The 22772-nt window shown below is 43.7% G+C and carries 22 protein-coding genes and 1 other annotated feature; of the genes, 7 read left to right on the forward strand and 15 right to left on the reverse strand.

Translation table 11 applies throughout. The features are described 5' to 3' along the window. Positions 1 to 1146 carry a cysteine desulfurase family protein gene (locus tag ACZ07B_RS06070; RefSeq protein ID WP_464877002.1) on the reverse strand — a complete coding sequence of 382 codons (1146 nt, stop codon included), beginning with the start codon at positions 1144 to 1146 and terminating at the stop codon, positions 1 to 3. A 194-nt stretch (positions 1147 to 1340) separates the two neighbouring features. On the opposite strand from ACZ07B_RS06070, the gene brnQ reads away from it, so the two are divergent. Then, on the forward strand, positions 1341 to 2678 hold the full coding sequence (brnQ, locus tag ACZ07B_RS06075) for a branched-chain amino acid transport system II carrier protein (RefSeq protein ID WP_003229322.1): 1338 nt from the start codon (positions 1341 to 1343) through the stop codon (positions 2676 to 2678). Between the two features lie 95 nt (positions 2679 to 2773). On the opposite strand, the gene ezrA is transcribed toward brnQ, so the two are convergent. Then, positions 2774 to 4462 carry a septation ring formation regulator EzrA gene (ezrA, locus tag ACZ07B_RS06080; protein ID WP_216996115.1) on the reverse strand — a complete coding sequence of 563 codons (1689 nt, stop codon included), beginning with the start codon at positions 4460 to 4462 and terminating at the stop codon, positions 2774 to 2776. A gap of 196 nt (positions 4463 to 4658) precedes the next feature. On the opposite strand from ezrA, the gene hisJ reads away from it, so the two are divergent. Then, a complete protein-coding gene (hisJ, locus tag ACZ07B_RS06085) occupies positions 4659 to 5465 on the forward strand; it encodes a histidinol-phosphatase HisJ (protein ID WP_003229318.1) in 807 nt (268 codons plus the stop codon). Here the strand turns inward: hisJ and refZ are convergent. Then, positions 5462 to 6085, reverse strand: coding sequence for a transcriptional regulator RefZ (refZ, locus tag ACZ07B_RS06090; protein WP_014477663.1), 624 nt, complete (start codon positions 6083 to 6085; stop codon positions 5462 to 5464). The genes hisJ and refZ overlap by 4 nt on opposite strands. A gap of 126 nt (positions 6086 to 6211) precedes the next feature. Here refZ and ACZ07B_RS06095 point away from each other — a divergent pair, with 126 nt between their 5' ends. After that, positions 6212 to 6703: a GAF domain-containing protein gene (locus ACZ07B_RS06095; RefSeq protein WP_195727748.1), complete on the forward strand. Its 492-nt coding sequence runs from the start codon at positions 6212 to 6214 to the stop codon at positions 6701 to 6703. A 37-nt stretch (positions 6704 to 6740) separates the two neighbouring features. Here ACZ07B_RS06095 and ACZ07B_RS06100 read toward each other — a convergent pair whose 3' ends face one another. After that, a complete protein-coding gene (locus ACZ07B_RS06100) occupies positions 6741 to 8480 on the reverse strand; it encodes a diguanylate cyclase domain-containing protein (protein WP_024571562.1) in 1740 nt (579 codons plus the stop codon). 294 nt (positions 8481 to 8774) lie between these two features. Between ACZ07B_RS06100 and rpsD the strand changes: the two genes are divergently transcribed. After that, positions 8775 to 9377: a 30S ribosomal protein S4 gene (gene rpsD, locus ACZ07B_RS06105; protein WP_003223474.1), complete on the forward strand. Its 603-nt coding sequence runs from the start codon at positions 8775 to 8777 to the stop codon at positions 9375 to 9377. Positions 9378 to 9398: 21 nt separating this feature from the next. Here rpsD and sr7p read toward each other — a convergent pair whose 3' ends face one another. The 3 genes from sr7p to acsA all read right to left on the reverse strand — a co-directional run bounded on the left by sr7p (position 9399) and on the right by acsA (position 12985). Then, positions 9399 to 9527: a small protein SR7P gene (gene sr7p / locus ACZ07B_RS06110; RefSeq protein WP_015483566.1), complete on the reverse strand. Its 129-nt coding sequence runs from the start codon at positions 9525 to 9527 to the stop codon at positions 9399 to 9401. A 129-nt stretch (positions 9528 to 9656) separates the two neighbouring features. Further along, a complete protein-coding gene (gene tyrS / locus ACZ07B_RS06115; RefSeq protein ID WP_024571561.1) occupies positions 9657 to 10925 on the reverse strand; it encodes a tyrosine--tRNA ligase in 1269 nt (422 codons plus the stop codon). Between the two features lie 50 nt (positions 10926 to 10975). Next, positions 10976 to 11212: a binding site (T-box leader), on the reverse strand. 54 nt (positions 11213 to 11266) lie between these two features. Beyond that, positions 11267 to 12985 (reverse strand): acetate--CoA ligase, encoded by a 1719-nt coding sequence (gene acsA, locus ACZ07B_RS06120; RefSeq protein ID WP_004399030.1) that lies wholly within the window; start codon positions 12983 to 12985, stop codon positions 11267 to 11269. A gap of 160 nt (positions 12986 to 13145) precedes the next feature. Between acsA and acuA the strand changes: the two genes are divergently transcribed. From acuA to ACZ07B_RS06135, 3 genes are read left to right on the forward strand one after another with little or no spacing between them, the layout of a single operon-like run. Beyond that, a complete protein-coding gene (acuA, locus tag ACZ07B_RS06125) occupies positions 13146 to 13778 on the forward strand; it encodes an acetoin utilization protein acetyltransferase AcuA (protein ID WP_014480567.1) in 633 nt (210 codons plus the stop codon). A gap of 26 nt (positions 13779 to 13804) precedes the next feature. Next, positions 13805 to 14449, forward strand: coding sequence for an acetoin utilization AcuB family protein (locus ACZ07B_RS06130; RefSeq protein WP_003229294.1), 645 nt, complete (start codon positions 13805 to 13807; stop codon positions 14447 to 14449). Further along, positions 14446 to 15609 (forward strand): acetoin utilization protein AcuC, encoded by a 1164-nt coding sequence (locus tag ACZ07B_RS06135; protein ID WP_015714526.1) that lies wholly within the window; start codon positions 14446 to 14448, stop codon positions 15607 to 15609. Before ACZ07B_RS06130 ends, ACZ07B_RS06135 begins: the two co-directional genes overlap by 4 nt. A 10-nt stretch (positions 15610 to 15619) precedes the next feature. Here ACZ07B_RS06135 and motS read toward each other — a convergent pair whose 3' ends face one another. The 8 genes from motS to murC all read right to left on the reverse strand — a co-directional run bounded on the left by motS (position 15620) and on the right by murC (position 22529). Then, positions 15620 to 16348, reverse strand: coding sequence for a flagellar motor protein MotS (motS, locus tag ACZ07B_RS06140; protein ID WP_003229290.1), 729 nt, complete (start codon positions 16346 to 16348; stop codon positions 15620 to 15622). Next, a complete protein-coding gene (gene motP, locus ACZ07B_RS06145; RefSeq protein WP_123372898.1) occupies positions 16338 to 17156 on the reverse strand; it encodes a flagellar motor protein MotP in 819 nt (272 codons plus the stop codon). The genes motS and motP overlap by 11 nt, the downstream gene beginning before the upstream one ends. Before the next feature lie 62 nt (positions 17157 to 17218). Continuing rightward, the gene (gene ccpA, locus ACZ07B_RS06150) at positions 17219 to 18223 is read right to left on the reverse strand and encodes a catabolite control protein A (protein WP_017695488.1); all 1005 of its coding nucleotides are present in this window, start codon (positions 18221 to 18223) and stop codon (positions 17219 to 17221) included. 275 nt (positions 18224 to 18498) lie between these two features. Further along, positions 18499 to 19575, reverse strand: a complete 1077-nt coding sequence (locus tag ACZ07B_RS06155) for a bifunctional 3-deoxy-7-phosphoheptulonate synthase/chorismate mutase (protein ID WP_003223454.1) — start codon at positions 19573 to 19575, stop codon at positions 18499 to 18501. Positions 19576 to 19810: 235 nt separating this feature from the next. After that, a complete protein-coding gene (gene ytxJ, locus ACZ07B_RS06160) occupies positions 19811 to 20137 on the reverse strand; it encodes a bacillithiol system redox-active protein YtxJ (protein ID WP_014480571.1) in 327 nt (108 codons plus the stop codon). Between the two features lie 23 nt (positions 20138 to 20160). Next, positions 20161 to 20616: a YtxH domain-containing protein gene (locus ACZ07B_RS06165; RefSeq protein WP_004398549.1), complete on the reverse strand. Its 456-nt coding sequence runs from the start codon at positions 20614 to 20616 to the stop codon at positions 20161 to 20163. Positions 20617 to 20646: 30 nt separating this feature from the next. Beyond that, on the reverse strand, positions 20647 to 21069 hold the full coding sequence (locus ACZ07B_RS06170; RefSeq protein ID WP_003229276.1) for a DUF948 domain-containing protein: 423 nt from the start codon (positions 21067 to 21069) through the stop codon (positions 20647 to 20649). Positions 21070 to 21230: 161 nt separating this feature from the next. Continuing rightward, a complete protein-coding gene (gene murC, locus ACZ07B_RS06175; RefSeq protein ID WP_003229274.1) occupies positions 21231 to 22529 on the reverse strand; it encodes a UDP-N-acetylmuramate--L-alanine ligase in 1299 nt (432 codons plus the stop codon). Positions 22530 to 22772: the final 243 nt, after the last annotated feature.

Raw genomic sequence — 22772 nt, forward strand, 5'->3', positions numbered from 1 at the left:
CTACCTCATCATTTCCCTTAATTTTTTGATACCAGGACGAAGCGCGTTCATAAACGGTTCTGCCACATCGCTTGTCTGGCTGTAATTTAAACTGATTCTGATGCTGCTTCCGGCAATCTGCTCTCCTTTGCCCATCTCTAAGAGAACCTTGCTGGGCTTATGTTCTTTTGCCGAGCAAGCCGATGTTGTGGAGACGAAAATATCCTGTTCCTCAAGCATGTGTAAAAGCACTTCCGCTTTAATCCCCGGTACAGAGAAATTAATAATGTGCGGCGCGCTATTCATTTGAGGCGTGTTGATAACGACGCCCTCAATTTCACTCAGCCTTTTCATAAACAATTCCTTTGCGGCAGTCATCGTGTCAAGCCGTGTGTCAAAATCAGCAGAGGCAAGATTAATGGCCTTGGCAAGCGAAACCGCACCAGCAGTATTTTCTGTTCCGGCCCGTATGCCTTTTTGCTGAGAGCCTCCCGTTATGAGCGGAATAAGGCGTGTTCCTCCTTTTACAATAAGTGCGCCTGTCCCCTTCAGCCCGTGAAATTTATGCCCGGAAATTGAACATAGATCAATGCCGGCCTTTTCAATTGCCAAGGGCACTTTATAGATGCCCTGCACATAATCGACGTGAAACAAAATGTTCGAGTGCTCTTTCAGCACATCTCCTGCCGCTTCAATCGGCTGCACGGAACCGACTTCATTGTTCACATGCATCATGCTGACAAGCACGGTATCGGGACGGATGGCTGCTTTTAGTTCTTCAATAGAAACAAATCCGTCTTCATTCACAGAAAGATAAGTGATATCAAACCCGAACAATTCTTTCAGCTGTTCTAACGATTCCGTAACGGATGGATGTTCAATAGAAGTGGCAATGATATGTTTGCCTGTTTTTATCTTTGACAAAGCCGCTCCTTTTAAAGCCGCATTATTGGCTTCTGTGGCGCCTGACGTAAATACAATATCATATTTTTTTAGGCCTAAGGACCTTTTGATTTGATTTTTGGCTGCTTGAAGCAGCTGTTCCGTTTCGGCTCCATATCGGTGCAAAGATGAAGGATTGCCAAAGTATCGGCTGCTTGTCTGTTCATACACGTTCAAGACTTCATCGTAGGGCTTCGTCGTTGAACTATTATCTAAATATATCATCTTTTTTACTCCTTTATGAAAGCGGTACAAGGTATGATATTTATGTTACCATAACAAAATTTAATAGAAAATTACGAAAAACTAGTATTGACTTCTAATTTTTTTACCATATAATAAGATTTGTTCGTTTCGTCATATTATCTGACAATTAATTGACAGAATATTTTAACATAATTATTAGGAGGATTTTTTTCATGAAACACTCACTGCCTGTCAAAGATACCATTATTATTGGTTTCATGCTATTTGCGTTATTCTTTGGAGCAGGAAATATGATTTATCCGCCGGAACTTGGACAAGCAGCCGGACACAACGTCTGGAAGGCCATCGGCGGATTTTTACTGACAGGGGTAGGCCTGCCGCTTCTCGGCATTATCGCCATCGCATTAACCGGTAAGGACGCTAAAGGCCTTGCTGACAAAGCGCACCCTGTTTTCGGCACAATCTTTACTGTCGTGCTTTATTTATCAATCGGACCATTATTCGCCATCCCGAGAACAGGAACTGTTTCATATGAAATTGGCGCTGTTCCGTTTTTGACTGGCGTACCAGAAAGACTTTCTTTATTAATATTTACACTTATCTTTTTCGGCGTTACGTACTATTTAGCGTTAAACCCATCCAAGGTTGTCGATCGAGTCGGAAAAATTCTGACTCCCATCAAATTCACAATTATTTTAATCATTGTTCTCAAAGCCATCTTCACACCGATGGGCGGATTGGGCGCCGTGACAGAAGCATATAAAGGAACACCGGTTTTTAAAGGATTTTTAGAAGGCTATAAAACAATGGACGCACTTGCTTCAATTGTATTTGGCGTTGTCGTTGTAAATGCTGTAAAAAGCAAAGGCGTTACACAGTCTAAAGCTCTTGCTGCAGCCTGCATTAAAGCAGGTGTGATTGCCGCTTTAGGGCTGACTTTCATTTATGTATCCCTTGCTTATTTAGGTGCAACAAGTACAAATGCCATCGGTCCTGTTGGTGAAGGAGCTAAAATTTTATCTGCGTCTTCCCATTATTTATTCGGTTCATTAGGCAACATCGTACTCGGAGCAGCGATTACAGTCGCATGTTTAACAACAAGCATCGGCCTTGTCACATCTTGCGGCCAATATTTTTCAAAACTTATTCCGGCATTATCATATAAAATTGTCGTTACGATTGTCACGTTATTCAGCTTGATCATTGCGAATTTCGGACTCGCGCAAATTATCGCGTTTTCTGTTCCTATTTTATCAGCTATCTATCCACTTGCCATTGTCATTATCGTTCTTTCCTTCATCGATAAGATCTTTAAAGAAAGACGCGAAGTGTACATCGCTTGCTTGATCGGTACAGGACTTTTCAGTATTTTAGACGGTATCAAAGCAGCCGGTTTTTCACTTGGATCTTTAGATGTGTTTCTAAATGCGAATCTTCCTCTTTACAGCCTCGGCATCGGCTGGGTGCTTCCAGGAATCGTCGGAGCGGTTATCGGCTATGTGCTGACCTTATTCATCGGACCATCCAAACAGCTTAATGAAATAAGTTAATGTCACAGAACGCCTGCGTTATTGCGCAGGCGTTTTGTAATGAAAAAAAGAGCCTGCTCATTACACTGCGGGCTCTTTTTCATAGTCGTGATTATCTAAGCGGATATGTCTGCTTTGATTTTTTCAACTGCACCTGGCGCAGCCTTTTCTACAGCGGCAGCTGCAATTTCATAAGAGTCGTCATAATCAAAAGCATAAAAACGTCTTTCCGCTTCTTTCAGCTGTTCAGATAAAATATGATTCTGGCTTCTGAACCGGTTTCCGAACTGAATGATTTTTTCAATGAGGATGACCTGCTCGACAAGTTCCTCTGATTCCCGGCTTGCCCTGTTGACGATTTCTTCTGCTTGTTTCAAATGGGCACCGGCTTCTTCCATATTTAATGGAAGTTCGTTTAGTTGATTGACTGTTTCTTGAATATGATGATGCGCGTTCTCCAGCATCTCTTGAATATGGCTCGGAATCCCTGGAATGTTGCTAGTCTTCAGCAGTCTAGCTGTCTCAGAAATTGTTTTTTTCAAATTGCTGAGCGTCTCCCTCGCCTGAAGCTCTTCTTTTCTCAGCGCTTGCAGATTTTCACGATACTCGGCATGCTCTTTTTTCACTTCTTCAATTTGCTTCTCTATTGAAGCAACTTCTTCTACTAAAAGTGAGTAGGCGACATGCTCTGCATCAAGCTTATCTTTAACGGATGATAGCAGCTTTCCAATTTCATCAAGGCGCTTTTCAAAAGCCTGCTGTTTGCCGAGCTCACCGGCTGTCAGCCTGTAGCTTTCCTTCACCAGCTCAGTTTCCGCCTTCGTATGCTCTTTCTCTTCTTTAAGCTTGTCGTAAGCAATAATCAATTCAGGCATTTTGCTTAGTACGGATTGACCGGCTTCAACTTCGCCCTCCAGCTGCTGATAAACAGATTGAATATTTTCGTCAATGAGCTGCAGGATTGCGGACGCTTCATCAATATCCAGCTCAGTCATCAGGACATGTTCCGCTCGTTTCAGCTGGTTTGACAGATTTTCTAATTCCTTTTCAAGCTGGATATGCTCAAGCTTGTACCCTTTTTCTTTCATTTCGCCATAGCCATCCTTGAGCTTTGCAATCTGTCCGGGCACCGTCTGTTTACAGTCAGCTAACAGCTTCGGCACATCATCTATGTATGACTGAAGCCGTTCAAGATTACGGTCCTGCTCAAGCAGTACTTTTCGTGCAGTAATATAGTTTCCGCCTTCTGTTTCTTCTTCAAATTGTTTGATGCCGCTCCAAATTTCGTCCAGATCCTTTTCAAGGCTGTCATAAAGCTCCCCGTAAAGGTGGCTGTAAGCCAGCAGGTTTTTTCGAGATTTCGAATAGCGCTCCCTCACCTGTTCAATCTCTTCACGGCTCTTTTCCTCACTTGTGACAAGATCGCTGATTTCCCGAAGAATCTTTTCAATGCTTGATTCAGCCGCTGTCAGCAGGTCGTCGATATGAACGAGCACTTGATTGGCCTTTTTAAACCGGTATTTGTCTGCATTTTCCTCGGCATCATAAAGGAGCTCTTCAACTTTCGGCATGTGGGCTGTGACAATCTCATCCCATTCTTCACGCCACTTCTCAAAGAACTCTTCTGTCTGACCCGTCATTTTTAAATGTTTTATTTTAGACATTTCTTCCACGATCGACCGATTCAGAATTTCAATCTTCCACGATTCCAGCCGGTCGATTTCGGCGTAGATTTTTTTCCTGAAAAAGTAGCCTGCCGCAAACAGCGCAAGCAGTACAATTAATAATCCAATGACAAACTCCATAATGAGCCCCCTTGCTGTTTACCTTAATCTGTCAGGGTGTTTTATTTATTCAGAAAGATTTCAGGATATGTATTGAGAAAAACTGTCGTTTTCATTGTTATTATGATACCATGTAACAAACATTTTTTGACCAGAAATCAAAAACTTTTTGTGCAAAATCGGCAGGATTTGACTATTTTTTCATGGGGTGACATCAATGCAAAAGCGAGACGGACATATTCACACACCATTTTGCCCTCACGGCTCCAATGACACACTCAGACAATATGCAGAAGAAGCCTTAAAAAAAGGGTTCGAATCGATTACTTTTACCGAACACGCCCCATTGCCGCCCTCTTTTACCGATCCCACGCCGCTGAAAGACAGCGCGATGGCGCAAGCTTCTTTGGAACGCTATATTCATGAAATTTCCGGATTAAAAAAAGAATATCGCGGACAGCTTAGCATACGGACAGGGCTTGAAGTCGATTATATCGCTGAATTTGAAGACGAAATTACATTATTCCTAGACACATACGGGCCATATTTAGATGACAGCATCTTATCCGTTCATTTTTTGCGCACAGACTCTTCCTATCTATGCCTTGATTATGACGAGCATACCTTCAAAGAGCTGATTTCAGCCTGCGGAAGCATTGAAGCGGTATATGAACAATATTACCGGAGTATCTATTCTTCCATTGTAGCATCTCTCGGCGTTTATAAGCCAAAAAGAGTCGGTCACATCACACTCGTCCAAAAATTCATCAAGCTGTTTCCATACAGCATGTCAGAACATATTCGCGGCCTCGTTTCCCTGTGCCTGAATGCCATTGAAGAAAACGGAATGGAGCTCGACTTCAATACTTCCGGCTTAAGAAAAACTTACGCTGGCGGTATTTATATCGAGGATTGGATGCTGAATGAAGCGAAGCAAAAGAAGATCCCGCTTGTGTTTGGGTCTGATGCCCATCAAGCGGGAGATGTCGGATATGCGTATGAGGCGTTTTTGGAACGGTGCTAGTTGGTGAGCGCCACGTCCCCTGTCCGGAAGACGCTTCTGATCCAAATCTTGATTTCTTCAAAATACATTTTATAAAAATACGGCTCGTGCGGCTGCATGTAGAGTACTTCTGAAATATATTGAGGCTGGAGATAGGGCATCATCAAGAGAGATTTTAATTGGAGAATAAAATGAGGCAGCGGCAGCGTTAAATATTCACGCTGTTTTTCTCCTTCCTCAATGATCAGCTGAAAGATATACTTTTCCTTCATTAGATATGTCGACATAATTTCCCTGATTAATGTGGAGTCAATTGTGACTTCCCGGTAGACAAAACGAGTTAATTGACGATGATTATGCTGATAGGATAAAATATCGAAAACCAATTGAAGAAGCTGTTCCTGCGTGCTTTGAGAAGAGATATTGCTTGCCGCTGTTTCAAGCGTTTTGCTGTAGCCCTCGTAAAACTCTGAAACTAAGTGTTCCATCAAGCCTCCTTTGCCTTTAAAATAGTAGGAGATGTGCGCAACATTTACATCAGCTGACTTTGCGATTTCACGGACAGACGTGCCAGAAAATCCTTTTTGGTTAAAAAGCATGACAGCAGATTCAATAATTTTGTCTTTGGTGCTTACTTTCATACGGCTCACTCCTTCCTCTTGATACTATTCAAGCAGAAAGCCGCTGTTCCTGTAAGAACTTATCGACAAATGCCGGCAGAAAAGCCGGAACTTTGTTTTATATTATAGAAAAAGTGAGGGTTTTCCATGTTCCATGTCGAAAAACAATCTGGAGATAAAGAAAAAGACTATCAGCTTCTGCTAAAACAGCTCGAAGCCATGACCGAAGACGAAACAGACCAAATAGCTAACTATGCAAATGCCTCAGCACTGCTGTATCATTCGCTGCCTGAAGTCAACTGGGCGGGTTTCTATTTTGCCAAAGAAGAGGATGGACAGCTTGTGTTAGGTCCGTTCCAAGGCCTCCCGGCATGTGTTCGGATTCCTTTCGGCAGAGGGGTTTGCGGCACAGCGTACGCAAACGGAAAAGTGGAACGTGTTGAGGATGTAAACTCGTTTCCTGGACATATCGCCTGCGATGCAGCGTCCCAATCAGAAATTGTGCTTCCGATTCGTGTAGACGGAAAAATTGTCGGCGTCTTGGACATCGACAGCCCAGTGAAAAACCGTTTCGACGAAATTGATGAAAAATACTTAACTCAATTTGCCGAAACGCTAGAAAAAGCGTTAGCGCAGTAATATAAAAGCCCAAAACTGATATCGTTTTGGGCTTTTTTTATTTTATTGAGTCATGAACCATCAAGCGGTTTTTCCCGCTCCGTTTCGCGCTGTAGAGCGCTTCGTCTGCCTCATGCACAAGCTCTTTCAGCGACTTTTTTGTTTCTGTCGTCCAGCAGGAGATACCGCAGGAAATGGTTACCTCGGGTTTCGTATTTTTTCTGACCGCGTAAACCAGCCGCTCGGTAATCCGTTTCCCCACTGCAACCGGCACATTTGGCAAATAAATCGCCAGCTCCTCTCCTCCCCAGCGGGCACCGACATCATGCTTTCGGATGTTGCTTTTAATCACTGAAGCGACTTGAATTAAAATCTCGTCCCCAGTCTGATGGCCGTACGTATCATTTACATTTTTAAAATTATCAATATCAACAAGAATAAAAACACCCTTTTGGTGGATTTTCATGCTGTATTGAATTTTTTCATCTAAATACGCTCGTGAATACAGTTCAGTCAGCTGATCTGTTTTCACGAGATGCTCAAGGCGGTCGCGAAGCATTGAATTGGTTACAGCCAGTGTCGCGTGATGAATCAGCGCCTGAAACAGCTTGTACATTTCAAATGTAAAAGCGTACAGCTCCTGTTTCAATAAAACCGCAAAGCCTAAAAGCCGGTCGTTTTGAATCATCGGAGCAGCCATCAGCGAGCCGTACCCCGCCTTCCCAAAAACAGACTGGCCATTCCCGATGAAAACCCCTTTTTCACCTTCATACAGCTTTTCTTTCAGCTCATTATAAAAATCTGACGGCTTCGCTTCTTTAAAAAATGCTGTGCTGCCTGGAAGCAATGTTAGGTTTTCAAAATGGTCTATATGAAAAAATCCCACTTCTTCTGCCTGAAACGATTCTGCCATTCTCACAGCCAGATCATTCATTGTATCAGTCAGTGTCAGCCGCTGATTCAGGCGGCGTGATGTTTCATTAATCAATTCCAAATTTGCGATGCTTGCTTTGGATTGTTCGTAGAGCTGGGCATTTTCAAACGCTTTTCCCGCGGCGTTTGCTAACAGCGACATTTCATCAAGGCAGGCATCAGCAAGAAAGCTGTCACCCGTTCCCTCAGCCTTCAACACCCCGTATGTGCCCTGCTGTCCTTTGATCGGAATATAGGCGGCAGATTCATTTTTCCGCAAAATGTCTCCGGACAAATACACTTTGAGCGCAAAGGAATCGGATTTTTCCCCTTCCATATACAGCTCTTTTGCAGGAATCCCTAAACATTGGTCTTGATCGTGCGATATAAATAAAGAAAACTCAAAAAGAGAAAATGTGCTGGTCAAGCTTTCTAAAAGCTGCTTCAGCACATCTGTCTGATCAAGCAGTGAATGGAACAGCTCTGTCATTTTGTATATCTTTTTTTGGTAGATCGTTTTGTTATAGAGTCTTTCCTGTTTCATCGACTGGTTTAAAAATGAAGCAACCACGTTCGGAAGCCCTTCAGGAATCTCTTCATCCTGCCTGCATGCAAGATGGAAACGCCTGCCAGAGCCGTCCTCAATCAGATAACATGAAGCGTTTATTTTTGAAGCGGAAAAACGCGCTTCACCATCTGCCAGTTTTGTCACAAAGTCTGATGGTGACGGTGTAAGCGAAACACAAAGGGTTGAAAAATAGGTTTGAATAGCCGAAGTCAGCCATATGAAAGAGTCGGTGAATGTGACTTTTTCAGATTTGGTTAATAAAAAATCGAGCATATGATAATGAAAGGCGGATAATTGATCTTTAGTTTGTTCTACCATGTTTTTATCACCTAAAAGTTTACCACTAATTTTTGTTTATTATATCATAAACGGTGAAGCAATAATGGAGGAATGGTTGACTTCAAAACAAATAAATTATATAATGACCTTTGTGTGAAATATTGCAGCCTTTTTGTTCAGCTTCTATGTTTTCATTTTGTTCCTTATCAATAAGGTGTATCGTGTAACTCTCTGCTGCTGGAGCGAGGATACATGAAAACAAAATGTGCATGGTCGAATAGAGCAGACGGTTTTTATTTTCCACAAAAATAAAACCAAAGGAGGAGTCACATTATGGCTCGCTATACAGGTCCATCTTGGAAACTGTCCCGCCGTCTAGGAATCTCTCTTAGCGGTACAGGAAAAGAATTAGAAAAACGCCCTTACGCTCCAGGTCCACACGGCCCAGGACAACGTAAAAAATTATCAGAATACGGTTTGCAATTGCAAGAAAAGCAAAAGCTTCGTCACATGTACGGTGTAAACGAACGTCAATTCCGCACTTTGTTTGACAAAGCTGGCAAACTAGCTGGTAAACACGGTGAAAACTTCATGATTCTTTTAGATTCTCGTCTTGATAACGTTGTGTACAAGCTAGGTTTAGCACGTACTCGCCGTCAAGCTCGCCAATTGGTTAACCACGGTCACATTCTTGTAGACGGAAGCCGCGTTGACATCCCGTCTTACCAAGTAAAACCTGGTCAAACAATCGGTGTTCGTGAAAAATCAAGAAACCTTTCTATCATCAAAGAATCTGTTGAAGTAAACAACTTCGTTCCTGAATACCTTACTTTCGACGCTGAAAAGCTTGAAGGTACTTTCACTCGTCTTCCGGAGCGTTCTGAACTTGCTCCGGAAATTAACGAAGCGCTTATCGTTGAGTTCTACTCTCGTTAATCGTTTTAAAAACCCCTGCCGCTATGCGGTCGGGGTTTTTTTATCGTCTATTTTGTCTTTTGCCTCTTGCTGGCCAACACTATCCTGCGCCTGCTGCTCCCAATAATCCCGCTGCAGCCGTTCTTTTGCAATCGTACACATGAGATTCACGCTTTAGTGCTCCTTTCATTTAAAAGGTGGTGATTGGTCGTGTTTGCCCTATCTAATATACTCTTTTCCTTTCATTCCTATGCCGTAAACAAAAAGATCCTTTGCCATCAGGGGCAAAGGATCTTTTTCTTATTTATACGTCACAAGGAAGTATTTTTTCTTCCCGCGGCGCAGAACAGTAAATTGATTTTCGATACGGTCTTCAGCTGACAGGGTATAATTTATTTCCGTCTGGCGTTCACCGTTAATGTAAACAGCTCCGTTTTGAATGTCTTCACGCGCTTGGCGTTTAGAAGGAGATAATTTAGATTGCACCAACACATCTACAAGTGAAAGCTCTTGGCTGCTGTCAACTTCCATAGAAGGAACATCTTTAAAACCTACTTTTACGTCTTGAGCAGAAAGCTCTTTAATATTGCCGCTGAACAGCGCTTGGGAGATGTTGATGGCTTGCTCCAGCGCCTCGCGTCCGTGAACAAGTGATGTCACTTCTTCTGCCAGGCGTTTTTGTGCTTCACGTTTTTCTGGCGCCGTTTCTGTTTTTTCAGCGTATGCTTCAATTTCCTCTTTTGAAAGGAACGTAAAGTATTTCAAGTATTTGACAACGTCACGGTCGTCTGTGTTGATCCAGAATTGATAGAATTCATATGGCGATGTTTTTTCTTTATCAAGCCAGATCGCGCCGCCTTCCGTTTTTCCGAACTTCGTGCCGTCTGCTTTTGTGACAAGCGGAATCGTTAGGCCGAACGCTTTTGCTCCTTCTTCTTCTGATTTTCTGATCAGTTCAAGACCCGCTGTGATATTGCCCCACTGATCGCTTCCGCCGATTTGCAGTTTACAGTTTTTGTCTCTGTAAAGATTTAAGAAATCATAAGATTGAAGAATCATGTAGCTGAATTCCGTGTACGAGATGCCGGATTCAATTCTTGAGCTGACCGTATCTTTTGCCAGCATGTAATTGATGCCGAAATTTTTACCAACGTCACGAAGGAAATCGATCACATTCATTTTGCCGATCCAGTCAAAGTTGTTCGCGATGACAGCTGGGTTTTCTGCTGCTTCAAAATCTAGAAATCTGGACAGCTGGTTTTTGATTTTTTGGGACCATTCGGATACGATGTCAGCGGTGTTTAATGTACGCTCTGCTTTTTTTCCGCTTGGATCACCGATGAGGCCCGTCGCGCCCCCCACAAGCGCAATCGGATGATGCCCTGCAAGCTGAAAACGGCGAAGTGTTAAAATAGGCAGCAGGTGTCCGATATGCAAGCTGTCTGCTGTCGGGTCAAAGCCTGAGTACAAGCGGATTTTTTCTTCATTCAGCTGTTTATTTAACCCTTCTTCATCTGTCATTTGCTGAATCAATCCGCGGAAGGATAAGTCTTCAAGTAAGTTAGTCATAAGATAAAGCTCCTTTTTTGATTAAAATAAAAAACGCCCCTTCGTTTACACGAAGGGACGATTGATTATCGCGGTACCACCCTACTAATAAGAGAATGCAAACATTCGTCTTATCACTTTGCCTGATAACGGATCAGGTCCGTTCTTTCACTACTGAAAGCCTGGCCGGCTTTGTTTGCAAAAGCGGTTCATGAGTGTATTCGATATATCCGTCTGTGCTGATTTTCACCGGCCATCAGCTCTCTGGAACGTAAGGATATTCTACTTGTCTCAATCTTTACCTTTTCATATGAAGCTATATCATTTTTAACATAAATAAAATCCTGTGTCAACGCCGCCTTTTAATCCTCCATTGTTGACAGATCTCCAGCCGGCAGATTAAGCTCCCATGCCTTCAGCACGCGCCTCATGATCTTTCCGCTTCGGGTTTTCGGAAGCTTATCTTTAAATTCGATCTCACGCGGAGCCGCATGGGCTGCAAGACCCTGCTTTACAAATAGGCGGATCTCTTCTTTCAGTTTATCAGACGGCTCAAATCCTTCCCTGAGTGCAATAAAGGCTTTAATGATTTCTCCACGCACCGGGTCAGGCTTTCCGATTACGCCTGCTTCTGCAATAGCCGGATGTTCGACAAGCTTGCTTTCCACTTCAAATGGGCCGACGCGCTCACCGGAGGTCATGATGACGTCATCAACTCTGCCTTGGAACCAAAAGTATCCCTCTTCATCCATGTAAGCAGAATCCCCAGACACATACCAGCCGCCCGGCATGAAATACGATTCATACTTTTCAGGGTTATTCCAAATGGTATGCATCATGGAAGGCCAGCCCTTTTTGATGGCGAGATTGCCCATTCGGTACGGCGGTAGCTCGTTGCCTTGATTGTCAACGATCGCTGCCTCTACTCCTGGAATCGGCTTACCCATTGAACCCGGTTTAATATCCATGCAAGGATAGTTGCAGATGAGCTGACTGCCCGTTTCTGTCATCCACCATGTATCATGAATTCGTTTGTTAAAAACTTTATGTCCCCATCTGATGACTTCCGGATTTAGCGGCTCACCGACACTGAGCACATGCCGGAGTGAAGTTAGATCATATTTCGCAGCCATTTCATCTCCCGCTCCCATCAGCATCCGAAAAGCGGTCGGCGCGCTGTACCAGACATTGACGCCAAGCTGTTCAATCGTTCCATACCAGCTTTCCGGGCTGAAACGTCCGCCGACGATGACATTTGTCGCTCCGTTCAGCCACGGTGCAAAAATGCCGTATACCGTACCTGTCACCCAGCCTGGATCAGCCGTGCACCAATAAATGTCTTCTTCCTTTAAATCAAGGACCCACTTTCCTGTTTGATATTGCTGAATCATCGCTTCATGGACATGCAGCACGCCCTTTGGCGTACCAGTGGAACCTGATGTATAGTGAAGCAGAAAGCCGTCTTTTTTATCCATCCATTCGATATCCAGTCTTGTGCTTTCCTGTTTCGCTGCTTCATCATAATTGATGATATTCGTGCCGCTCTCAGCCTCTCCCCCGACTACGAAGACATGCTGCAAGTGAGGCAGTTTGTCTACCGGTATTCTCTCCAGCAGCTCAGGTGTTGTGACAACAACCTTTGCCTCACTGTTTTCAAGCCGGTCTTTCACCGCTCCCTCCATAAATGCTTCGAACAGCGGCCCGGCGATGGCGCCAATTTTGATTGCGCCAAGCATAATAAAATAAAGCTCGGGTGATCTCGGCATAAAGATAAAAACGCGGTCCCCTTTTTCCACATTTCCATACCGTCTCAGCACATTCCCGGCTCTGTTTGATTCTTCCTTCATTTCTTTAAATGTGTATTTTTCATCCCGTTTTGCGTCTTTATAATAAAGCGCTACTTTGTTTTTTCGAAACGATTCGGCATGGCGGTCTATCGCTTCATACGCCGCATTCAGTTTCCCTGTCTCATGCCAAGAGAAATGTTTCTCCGCCTCGGCCCAATCAAAATGCCGGTACGTTTCTTCATAGTTTTTTAAGTTATGATCCCCCTCTATTGCTGGTAACGCTTTCAAATTCATGCCCAAACATCCCCCTTTGCTGAAGTTGTCACAATTATTATAGTATATATTCATATTCTTCTCAATTTTTAAAATATAAACCATGTTGAAAACGCTTTATAATTTGGTATTCTTAAAGAAGGCATGTATTTTTGATAAGAATTGATGGGACGGTGAATTAGTGGAACATCATAAAACATACCATTCAGCAAACATCAAAACAGCAACCGGCTCTTTACTGATAGAAGGGCCTGTCTCTCCAGAGGATTTGGCAGGTTATGAGTTTCATAAAGATTTAACCGCATTTCGCCCGCCTCGTGAGCAGCATGAAGCGCTAGTCGACATTGCAGGCCTTCCCGAAGGGCGCATTATTATTGCCAGAGATGGCCGAACCATTATCGGCTATGTCACGTATTTATATCCTGACCCGCTCGAAAGATGGTCTGAAGGAAATATGGAGGATTTGATTGAGCTCGGAGCCATCGAAGTAGCGCCGGACTATCGGGGATGCGCTGTCGGAAAGACGCTCCTGACCGTCAGCATGATGGATGAACAAATGGAAAACTACATTGTGATGACGACAGAATATTACTGGCATTGGGATTTAAAAGGGATGAAAAAAGATGTGTGGGAATACAGAAAGATCATGGAAAAGATGATGAATGCAGGCGGATTGGTCTGGTTTGCAACGGATGAGCCGGAGATCAGCTCCCACCCTGCAAACTGTCTGATGGCCCGCATTGGAAAAAACGTCAGCCAAGAATCAATTGAGCAATTTGACAGGCTCCGTTTTTATCATCGTTATATGTATTAACTGACACTGGCAAAGGGGAAAAAATAATGATTGTTGAGCAAATCATGAAAAGAGATGTCATTACATTAACGAAGACGGATACGCTTGAAACAGCAATATGCAAACTGAAGGAATTCCATATCAGGCATCTGCCTGTTGTAGATGAAGAACGACACGTGATCGGCATGATTACAGACAGAGACATGAAACAGGCCAGCCCGAGTATTTTTGAAGAAAACAAACGAAGCCTATTTCTCACACGAAGCGTAGATTCAATTATGAAAAAGGATGTTGTCTGCGCCCACCCGTTAGATTTTGTCGAAGAAATATCAGCCGTGTTCTACGAGCATGGCATCGGCTGCCTTCCAGTGGTACACCATCAAAAATTAATAGGCATTTTAACAAAAACCGATTTGCTGCGGACGTTTGTCAAATTGACAGGCGCTGACCAGCCGGGATCGCAAATTGAGATAAAAGTAAACGACATCACCAAAAGCCTCGCTGAGATCAGCAGTCTTTGCCAAGACCTTCAAGTGAAAATATTAAGCGTGCTTGTTTATCCGCATGACGATCCCGGTGTAAAAGTGCTTGTCTTCCGTGTAAAAACGATGAATCCGCTGCCGTTTTTGCAGGCATTACAAAGAAATGGACACCACGTCGTATGGCCGTCAGAGCAAAGGGACCTGCTATGAGAGACAGTGTATTTATCTATTCTCCATCCTACCAAACCTATATGTTTCATCAGGAGCATCCCTTTAATCAGCAGCGGGTTCTGTTAACATATGATTTGCTTAAGACGATCAATGCCTTTGATGATGGAGACATTGTCACCCCCAGACTCGCTTCAGAAGAGGAGCTTTCCCTTGTCCACACGGACGATTACATTCAGGCCGTAAAGCTTGCGGGCGCCGGAAAGCTTCCCGCTGAAGAAGGAGAAAGCTACGGGCTCGGCACTGAAGACACACCCGTCTTTGCCGGCATGCACGAAGCGGCATCACTCTTGGTCGGCGGCACTTTAACGGCCGCAGACTGGGTCATGTCAGGACAAGCCCTGCATGCGGCAAACCTTGGCGGAGGGCTTCATCACGGCTTTCGTGGGAGAGCTTCAGGGTTTTGCATATATAATGACAGCGCTGTGGCGATTCAATATATCCAGAAAAAATACAGATCCAGGGTACTTTATATTGATACCGACGCCCACCACGGGGACGGTGTGCAATTTACATTTTACGATAATCCTGACGTATGCACGCTGTCCATTCATGAAACAGGAAGGTATTTATTCCCTGGAACCGGTCAGATCCAAGAAAAAGGCAGCGGAAAAGGATATGGCTATTCCTTTAATATCCCGCTTGACGCTTTTACAGAGGATGATTCTTTTCTTGAGGCTTACCGGACAGCAGCTTCAGAAGTCGCCGCTTATTTCAAGCCCGATGTCATTATCAGCCAAAACGGCGCCGATGCCCATTACTACGACCCGCTGACGCATTTATCAGCAACAATCAATATATACGAAGAAATCCCCCGTCTTGCACACACTTTGGCTCATCAATATTGCGGAGGGAAATGGATTGCAGTCGGAGGCGGCGGATATGATATTTGGCGTGTCGTGCCCCGCGCCTGGGCCAGAATATGGCTTGAAATGAAGGGAATTGACCCGGGACACGAGATCCCGCCGGAATGGATTGCTAAATGGCAAAAACAATGCCCCGTGGCCCTTCCGTCGAGCTGGAGCGATCCGGCTGATTTATATCCTCCGATTCCCCGCAAGCCTGAAATCACAGAAAAAAATGCCCAAACTGTCAGCAAAGCATTATATGCGATACGTTCTGAACAGCAAAGAACAAAGTAAAAAACGACCTTTACGAAGAGGTCGTTTTTGATTTTTTAATCACTATTTCCACACGCCGATTTTCCTTCATGTGTTCATTTGTCTTGTTATCCTTCACCGGCTTTGTATCCGCATAACCGACAGCAATAAAGCGCTTGGAGGGAAGCTTCTCTTTTGACGTGAAGTATTGAATCACTCCACTTGCCCGTGCTGCTGATAGCTCCCAATTCGACGGGTATCGGTATGTCGAAATGTTTCGGCTGTCTGTATGCCCCTCCACCTGAATGTCATTTGGAATTGTTTGAAGAAGAACGGCAATTTGGTGAAGAAGTGTTTCGGCATTTTTCAGCACCTTTGCCTCACCTGTATCAAACAGCACAGCCTCCTGAAGAACGAGCACGACACCGCGTTCATCCCGTTTGGCTGTCATTTGGGCCTTCAAATGATTGTCTTTTATATATGTATTTACTTTCTTGAGAAGCTGATCCTGCTGATCCTCTTGCTTCTTCGTATCAGATGGGGATGTATTCTTTTTTTCTATGGATGTTTGGTCCGGCTGAAGCCCGTTGCCTTCCTTCTGGATCGAGTCCACTGCCGCTTTAAATTTTTGCAGATCGATTTGGGACATAGAAAAGAGTAAAATAAAGAACACAAGGATCAAGGTGATCAAATCTGTAAAGGTTACCATCCAGCTGGATGAAGATTGACTGTTTTTTCCGCTTCCATTCCTTCTTTCAAAACGTTCTCTTCTAAGCTTCATGTACAGATCCCTTTTTTGTTTTTACTTGTTTTGGCTGCTTCTGCCATTCTTCCCGTGAGCTGAAAACGACCAGCTGGCTTTCAAGGTTGCGCGGGTTTTTTCCGGATTGAACACCGATAATCCCTTCCACCATTACCTGCTTGATAAAAATTTCACTTTCTGTTTTCTCTTCAAGCTTAGCCGCGATCGGGTTGAAGACCATATTTGCCAGTAATGAACCATATAAAGTCGTTAGAAGCGCAATGGCCATGTTTGGTCCGAGCTTATGCGGGTCATTTAAGTTTTTGAGCATCAGCACAAGCCCGACGAGTGTTCCGATCATTCCCCACGCCGGAGCGAATTCTCCCGCTTTTTCAAAAACTCGCCGCCCTTTTCGGTGCCGTTCCTCCATTGCTGCGATTTCTGAATCCATGACGAGCCGAATCGTTTCTTCATCCCAGCCGTCAATCGCTAAAAGCAGCCCTTTTTTCAAGAATGGATCTTTGATTTCCCGAGCCTGATCATCCAATGATAAAAGCCCGTGTTTTCGCGCGTGATCGGAAAGGGAAACAAAGGTTTTCACAAGATCTTTCACATTGTCTTCCTGGCGGATGAATGCCTGCTTTAACACAGAGGGCGCTTTTTTCAGCTCTCTTGGCGGAAAACTGATAAAAACAGCGGCGCAAAGTCCCCCTGTTACGATGAAGAAAGAGGTCAGATCCAGAAAAGAGCGGAAACCGCTTACTCCAGATCCCGAAATAATCCCGATAACAATAATAATCGTTCCTAACACAAATCCAACAGGTGTAAGATAATCAAAACGTTTCATCATTTCTCCCCATGAAAAAAGCAAGAATTCACCATAAAGGTGAAGCTTGCTCTTTGTTTTTCTTATGACTTGGTTGACTTTCTTAGCTCTATACGGTGCGGCAGTTCGACGATATGCTCTTCAACCGGCTCTTTATTCATGAGCTTCGTCAGCAGTCTCATCGCAACGGCGCCAATATCATATGTCGGCTGAACAACTGTTGAAAGCTGCGGACGAACCATGAGGCTTAATCTTGTATTATCAAAGCCGATAATGTCGAGATCCTCCGGAATGGATAAGCCCTGATCCTGAGCAGCATGGATAATGCCGAGTGCCATTTCATCAGTTGCAGAAAGAATGGCTGTCGGTTTTTTATCCAGGCTCATCAGATGCTGCAGTGCTTCGAGTCCGGAATCATATGTGTAATCCCCTTCAGCTACAAATTGTTCATTAAACGGAAGGTTCGCTTCTTCAAGCGCACGTTTGTAGCCTTGGAGTTTTTTCGAACGGTTGATCGGCTCTGTCATTGGTCCGGAAACGAACGCGATGTCTGTATGTCCTTTATCAACCAAAAGCTTCACGGCATCATAAATCGCCTGTTCGTAATCGATAGCGACTGACGGTGTTTCCTCCTGCTCTTCTACAGAAGCGGCAAGTACAATCGGCACTGGGGAACGCTTAAATTCCGCCACATGCTCGTCCGTAATGTTTCCGCCCATAAACACGATGCCGTCCACTTGTTTGCCGAGCATTGTGTTTAACAAGTGCAGCTCTTTCTCCATGTTTTGGTCAGAATTGCTCAAAATAATATTGTATTTGTACATTGTCGCGATATCTTCAATTCCGCGCGCAAGCTCTGAATAGAAAATGCTTGAGATATCGGGAATGATGACACCTACAGTTGTTGTTTTTTTACTAGCCAGCCCTCTTGCCACCGCGTTTGGACGGTAACCGAGACGTTCAATGGCTTCCAAGACTTTTTTCCTCGTTGTCGGTTTTACATTCGGGTTGCCGTTCACGACACGGGAAACGGTTGCCATACTTACATTAGCTTCTCTCGCTACGTCGTAGATCGTAATATTGCTCATCCTAAAACCACTCCTTTTACTGGATACACTTATCCTTATCTATAGCATAAACACTTTATGTAGAGAAATGTCATAATGTCCGAATTTATGTCGTTTATGATTTGTAAGCGTAAGTCAGTAGTGTACATTATTTTTCATTATTCATCAAATTTAATTACTTCTCATGAAATTATACACGTTTTTATAGATGATGAAAACGTATACTTGGTTTTTATAACTAAATAAACGAGAAAGCATAAAAAAAGGCCGCAGGCGCGGCCTTTTGGATTGTTCAATTAAGCGTTGACTTTCACCATTGGCTTCAGTTCATTCAGCCATTTTTCGAATTCAGGAATCGCCATTTGCTGAGCAGAGTCAGAAAGTGCGACTGACGGATCAGGGTGAACCTCAGCCATTACGCCGTCTGCACCGATCGCTAAAGCGGCTTTAGCTGTCGGAAGCAAGAGGTCACGGCGGCCTGTTGAATGCGTAACATCAACAAAGACTGGCAAATGCGTTTCTTGTTTCAAAATCGGCACAGCTGAAATATCCAGCGTGTTTCTCGTTGCTGTTTCATATGTTCTGATTCCGCGCTCACAAAGGATAATTTGGTCATTTCCTTGTGACATGATGTATTCAGCAGCATTGATGAATTCAGAGATCGTTGCAGCAAGACCGCGCTTCAGAAGCACTGGCTTTTTCACTGCGCCGGCCGCTTTCAGCAATTCGAAGTTTTGCATGTTGCGCGCTCCGATTTGAATGACATCAATGTAGTCCAGCGCTTCTTCGATATGAGCCGGAGTTACGATTTCACTGATAACCGCCAGATCAAATTCATCCGCTACACGTTTTAAAATTTGAAGGCCTTCAACACCAAGCCCTTGGAAATCGTATGGGCTCGTACGAGGCTTAAAGGCTCCACCGCGCAAAATTTTAATCCCTTGTTTTTTCGCAGCTGCAGCGACTTCAGCTACCTGCTCATAGCTCTCTACCGCACATGGGCCGACAATGAATCTTTGCTGGCCGTCTCCGATTTTTTCGCCTTTGATATCAACAATTGTATCTTCAGGTTTTTTCTTGCGGGAGACAAGCAGCGCTTTGCTGTGATCTTCTTCCTGAAGCTCTAAACCGGCTTTGAATATCTCTTTAAAAATGTGCTGGATGGTTGAATTTTCGAACGGCCCGTCATTGTTTTCAATGATATTGTTTAACATTGTGCGTTCTCTGACAGGGTCAAATCGGTTGACACCCTGTGCTTCCTTCGCTTTACCGATCTCTTTTACAACATTTCCGCGTTCGTTGATTAGTTTTAAAATTTGTAGGTTTAATTCGTCTGCTTTCTGCCTTAAAAGCTCTAACTCTGTGTTGCTCATTTTTTTCATCCTTTCCCTGCACATTCATTTTTTATTTTGTAGTTATCATGCATCTTACTATAAGTAATTCCAAATGGAAATACTGAAATACAAAAAATTTTATAAAAACTCTACTTTATTACCCAAACGCTTTTAAGTGATAAAGTAATCTATGAAGCTATCCTACATGATGTGAGGGCAATGTTCAAGGGTTTTTTACAAAAAAAAGCGCCAGATGATATCTGGACGCTTTTTTCTATGACAAATGCTGCTCAATAGCGGCTTCTGTAATTTGTGAATGTGAGGTATGCCATTTCACTTCACCGTTCTGGATGATGAATATCTGAGGGCTTTCATGCTTGACCCCGTATGTTTCTGCAATGAAATTGGACAGCGGCCGGGCTTCTTGTACTTGAAGATAGTAAGCCGGCACATCCTCATGCTGATTTGCAAAGGCATCAAACTCATGAAATGCTGCCTGGCTGATCGGGCATGTGGTGCTGTGTTTAAAGAAGACGAAAGCGCCTTCCTGTTCTGCAATCCGTTTAAATTCTTCCTCAGATTGAATAAGCTGTTTAGCCATGACTCAAGCTCTTCCTTCCCTGCTCAGCGATTCAACTGCTCAGCCTGTTTTTGTGCATCTTTCAGTTCGTCTTTTACATCTTCTTTCGTCTGGAGGACTTGATCTTTTGTTTCATCGGCTGCCTGCATCGCTTCTTCCCTCATATCTTGCATTGCAGTCGATGAATCCGTTTTGTCAGATTTGGAACGGTCTCTTAAATCCTTTACCTTGTTCATGATCTGCCCAGACTGATCCGCTACAAGCTGTGTGATGTTGGAAGTTTTGTCTTTTGCGATGCTGACATATTGCGTGCCTTTTTCCTTCGCATCTGCCGTCATTTTATCAGTTTTGTCCCGTAAAGCAACAGCTTGGCTGCCAAGATCGTCGCGAAGTTCTTTGCCTGATTTAGGCGCTAGAAAAAGAGCTGTAGTGGCACCGATGATTCCCCCGATTAAAGTTCCGATTAAAAAATCTTTACTATTAATTCCATCTTTGCTCATCATTATTCCTCCTCTTAGTATTTTTTTCTCTTATAGGGCTGATTTTTTCTTTTGCTTCCATTTCTCCCAAATTTCCATTGCTGCTTGACTCCATGTGACAACTTGATTGATCTTATCTTGATTTTCTCTAACTGATGCCGATACAGACCCTGCCGCTTGTTTCATGGATGTATTGAACTGCTGTACAGAAGCTCCCACTCCTTGAACAGCATGAACGACCGTATTCAGCTTTTCTGATTTTTCCTGAATATCTTCAGCCAGGCGGTTGGTCTTATGTAAAAGCTCGGCTGTTTCAGTTGTGATGCCCTTCATTTGTCCCTCCAGCCCTTCAAGAGTGGATGCGACGTTTTTTAGTGTCAGCTGCAGTGACTTCAATGTTTTAGACAAGTAGATCACTAATACGAGAAATGCAACTGCGATGAGTGCAACGCTCAAATAAAGAATAATAATCATCTCAAACCTCCTTGCTGCAGGATATACTGCTGTTTACCCGTTTTCTTCAATCATAAACATGTGTACTGGGCTGTATACATACTATTCTCCGTTATGTAAGAAAATCCTTTAATAAGCTTTTCCATCAGATAAATAAAAAGCAGTGAGATCACTGCTTTTTATTATGCCATGACGTTTTCGTAGGCTCTCATATATTTTTGGATATCTCCTGCTCCCATGAAGATGAGAACGGCTTTATCATGAGCTTTTAAAACAGATGTGTCATCTTCTTCAATCAGCTTGGCATTATGAATTTTTCCCTGGAGATCGCCGATCGTCAGCTTTCCGGCATTCTCACGGGCTGAGCCGAAAATATCGCATAAATACACACAGTCAGCGCCGCTCAGGCTTTCTGCAAATTCGTCAAGGAACTGCTGCGTCCGTGTAAATGTATGAGGCTGGAATACCGCGACAATTTCCCGATCAGGATATTTCTGTCTTGCCGCCTCGATTGTCACTTTTATTTCTGTCGGATGATGAGCATAGTCATCGATCAGCACTTGATCCCCAAGCTGCTTCTCATTGAATCTGCGTTTGACGCCCCCAAAGGATTTGAGAGCATGCTTAATGATGCTGGAATCAATTTCTTCATAATGGCATAACGCAATGACCGCCAATGAGTTTAATACATTGTGGTGGCCGTACGCAGGAATATAAAACGTATCATAGAACGTATTGCGGACAAAGACATCAAAAGTTGTCCCTTCCGTGCTTTTTACGATGTTTCTGGCTTGAAAATCATTTTCTTCCCCCGTGCCGTAATACACAACCGGGACGTTCGCATGGATTTTCGGCAGATGCTCATCGTCTCCGCAGGCAATAATGCCTTTGTTGACTTGAAGAGCCATCTCTTGGAAAGCGTCAAATACATCGTCAATGCTTGAGAAGTAATCAGGGTGATCAAAATCAATATTCGTCATAATCGCATAATCTGGCTGATAGCTTAAGAAATGGCGGCGGTATTCGCACGCTTCAAACACAAAGTATTCGCTGTTTTCATTTCCCTGGCCTGTTCCGTCTCCGATTAAGAAAGACGTCGGTTTTGCGTTTTGGATCACGTGAGCCAGCAGACCCGTAGTCGACGTTTTGCCGTGTGCGCCCGTAACGGCAACACTCGTGAATTTTTTCATGTAGTCGCCTAAAAACTTATGATAACGTATCACCGGAATTCCCTCAGACATCGCTTTTTCTATTTCAGGATGCGTGTCTGGGAATGCGTTTCCGGCGATGACTGTCATGCCGGGTTTAATATTTTCCGCGCTAAAAGGAAGAATCGTAATATTTCTTTTTTCAAGCGCTGTTTGCGTAAAAATAAATTTTTCGATATCCGATCCTTGGACAGTATATCCATTATCATGAAGTATTTGGGCAAGCGGACTCATACCGGTCCCTTTTATTCCAACAAAATGATAAACAGTCATAATTGTACCTCCAACAAACGTCTATCTGTTCCCCAGTATATGACGCTCATTTCAATTTGCGACCGCGGCGGCTGAAAAGCCTCCCTTAGCGGCGTATTTTATATGTTTTGTTATGTTTAGTATCAGGTTATTTCTTTCCGATTAAACCCAGATATCAAGATTTGTCTATGCACAGCTGCTGTAAAGCGGCATAGCTGTTAAATGCTCTAAACACTATCATACCATGTTTGGTGTGAAAATGAA

The organism is Bacillus sp. 9.4 (genome assembly GCF_055486415.1).

What these genes read in the sequence shown, in the direction of transcription:
- ccpA (WP_017695488.1), bottom strand. Translation starts at nt 18,223, where the DNA reads ATGAGCAATATTACGATCTACGACGTAGCGAGAGAAGCTAATGTAAGT.
- rpsD (WP_003223474.1), top strand. Translation starts at nt 8,775, where the DNA reads ATGGCTCGCTATACAGGTCCATCTTGGAAACTGTCCCGCCGTCTAGGA.
- motS (WP_003229290.1), bottom strand. Translation starts at nt 16,348, where the DNA reads ATGAAGCTTAGAAGAGAACGTTTTGAAAGAAGGAATGGAAGCGGAAAA.
- hisJ (WP_003229318.1), top strand. Translation starts at nt 4,659, where the DNA reads ATGCAAAAGCGAGACGGACATATTCACACACCATTTTGCCCTCACGGC.
- ytxJ (WP_014480571.1), bottom strand. Translation starts at nt 20,137, where the DNA reads ATGGCTAAACAGCTTATTCAATCTGAGGAAGAATTTAAACGGATTGCA.
- ACZ07B_RS06135 (WP_015714526.1), top strand. Translation starts at nt 14,446, where the DNA reads ATGAGAGACAGTGTATTTATCTATTCTCCATCCTACCAAACCTATATG.
- ACZ07B_RS06170 (WP_003229276.1), bottom strand. Translation starts at nt 21,069, where the DNA reads ATGATTATTATTCTTTATTTGAGCGTTGCACTCATCGCAGTTGCATTT.
- ACZ07B_RS06155 (WP_003223454.1), bottom strand. Translation starts at nt 19,575, where the DNA reads ATGAGCAACACAGAGTTAGAGCTTTTAAGGCAGAAAGCAGACGAATTA.
- tyrS (WP_024571561.1), bottom strand. Translation starts at nt 10,925, where the DNA reads ATGACTAACTTACTTGAAGACTTATCCTTCCGCGGATTGATTCAGCAA.
- ACZ07B_RS06070 (WP_464877002.1), bottom strand. Translation starts at nt 1,146, where the DNA reads ATGATATATTTAGATAATAGTTCAACGACGAAGCCCTACGATGAAGTC.
- ACZ07B_RS06100 (WP_024571562.1), bottom strand. Translation starts at nt 8,480, where the DNA reads ATGGTAGAACAAACTAAAGATCAATTATCCGCCTTTCATTATCATATG.
- refZ (WP_014477663.1), bottom strand. Translation starts at nt 6,085, where the DNA reads ATGAAAGTAAGCACCAAAGACAAAATTATTGAATCTGCTGTCATGCTT.
- brnQ (WP_003229322.1), top strand. Translation starts at nt 1,341, where the DNA reads ATGAAACACTCACTGCCTGTCAAAGATACCATTATTATTGGTTTCATG.
- acsA (WP_004399030.1), bottom strand. Translation starts at nt 12,985, where the DNA reads ATGAATTTGAAAGCGTTACCAGCAATAGAGGGGGATCATAACTTAAAA.
- ACZ07B_RS06130 (WP_003229294.1), top strand. Translation starts at nt 13,805, where the DNA reads ATGATTGTTGAGCAAATCATGAAAAGAGATGTCATTACATTAACGAAG.
- ACZ07B_RS06095 (WP_195727748.1), top strand. Translation starts at nt 6,212, where the DNA reads ATGTTCCATGTCGAAAAACAATCTGGAGATAAAGAAAAAGACTATCAG.
- ezrA (WP_216996115.1), bottom strand. Translation starts at nt 4,462, where the DNA reads ATGGAGTTTGTCATTGGATTATTAATTGTACTGCTTGCGCTGTTTGCG.
- motP (WP_123372898.1), bottom strand. Translation starts at nt 17,156, where the DNA reads ATGAAACGTTTTGATTATCTTACACCTGTTGGATTTGTGTTAGGAACG.
- murC (WP_003229274.1), bottom strand. Translation starts at nt 22,529, where the DNA reads ATGACTGTTTATCATTTTGTTGGAATAAAAGGGACCGGTATGAGTCCG.
- ACZ07B_RS06165 (WP_004398549.1), bottom strand. Translation starts at nt 20,616, where the DNA reads ATGAGCAAAGATGGAATTAATAGTAAAGATTTTTTAATCGGAACTTTA.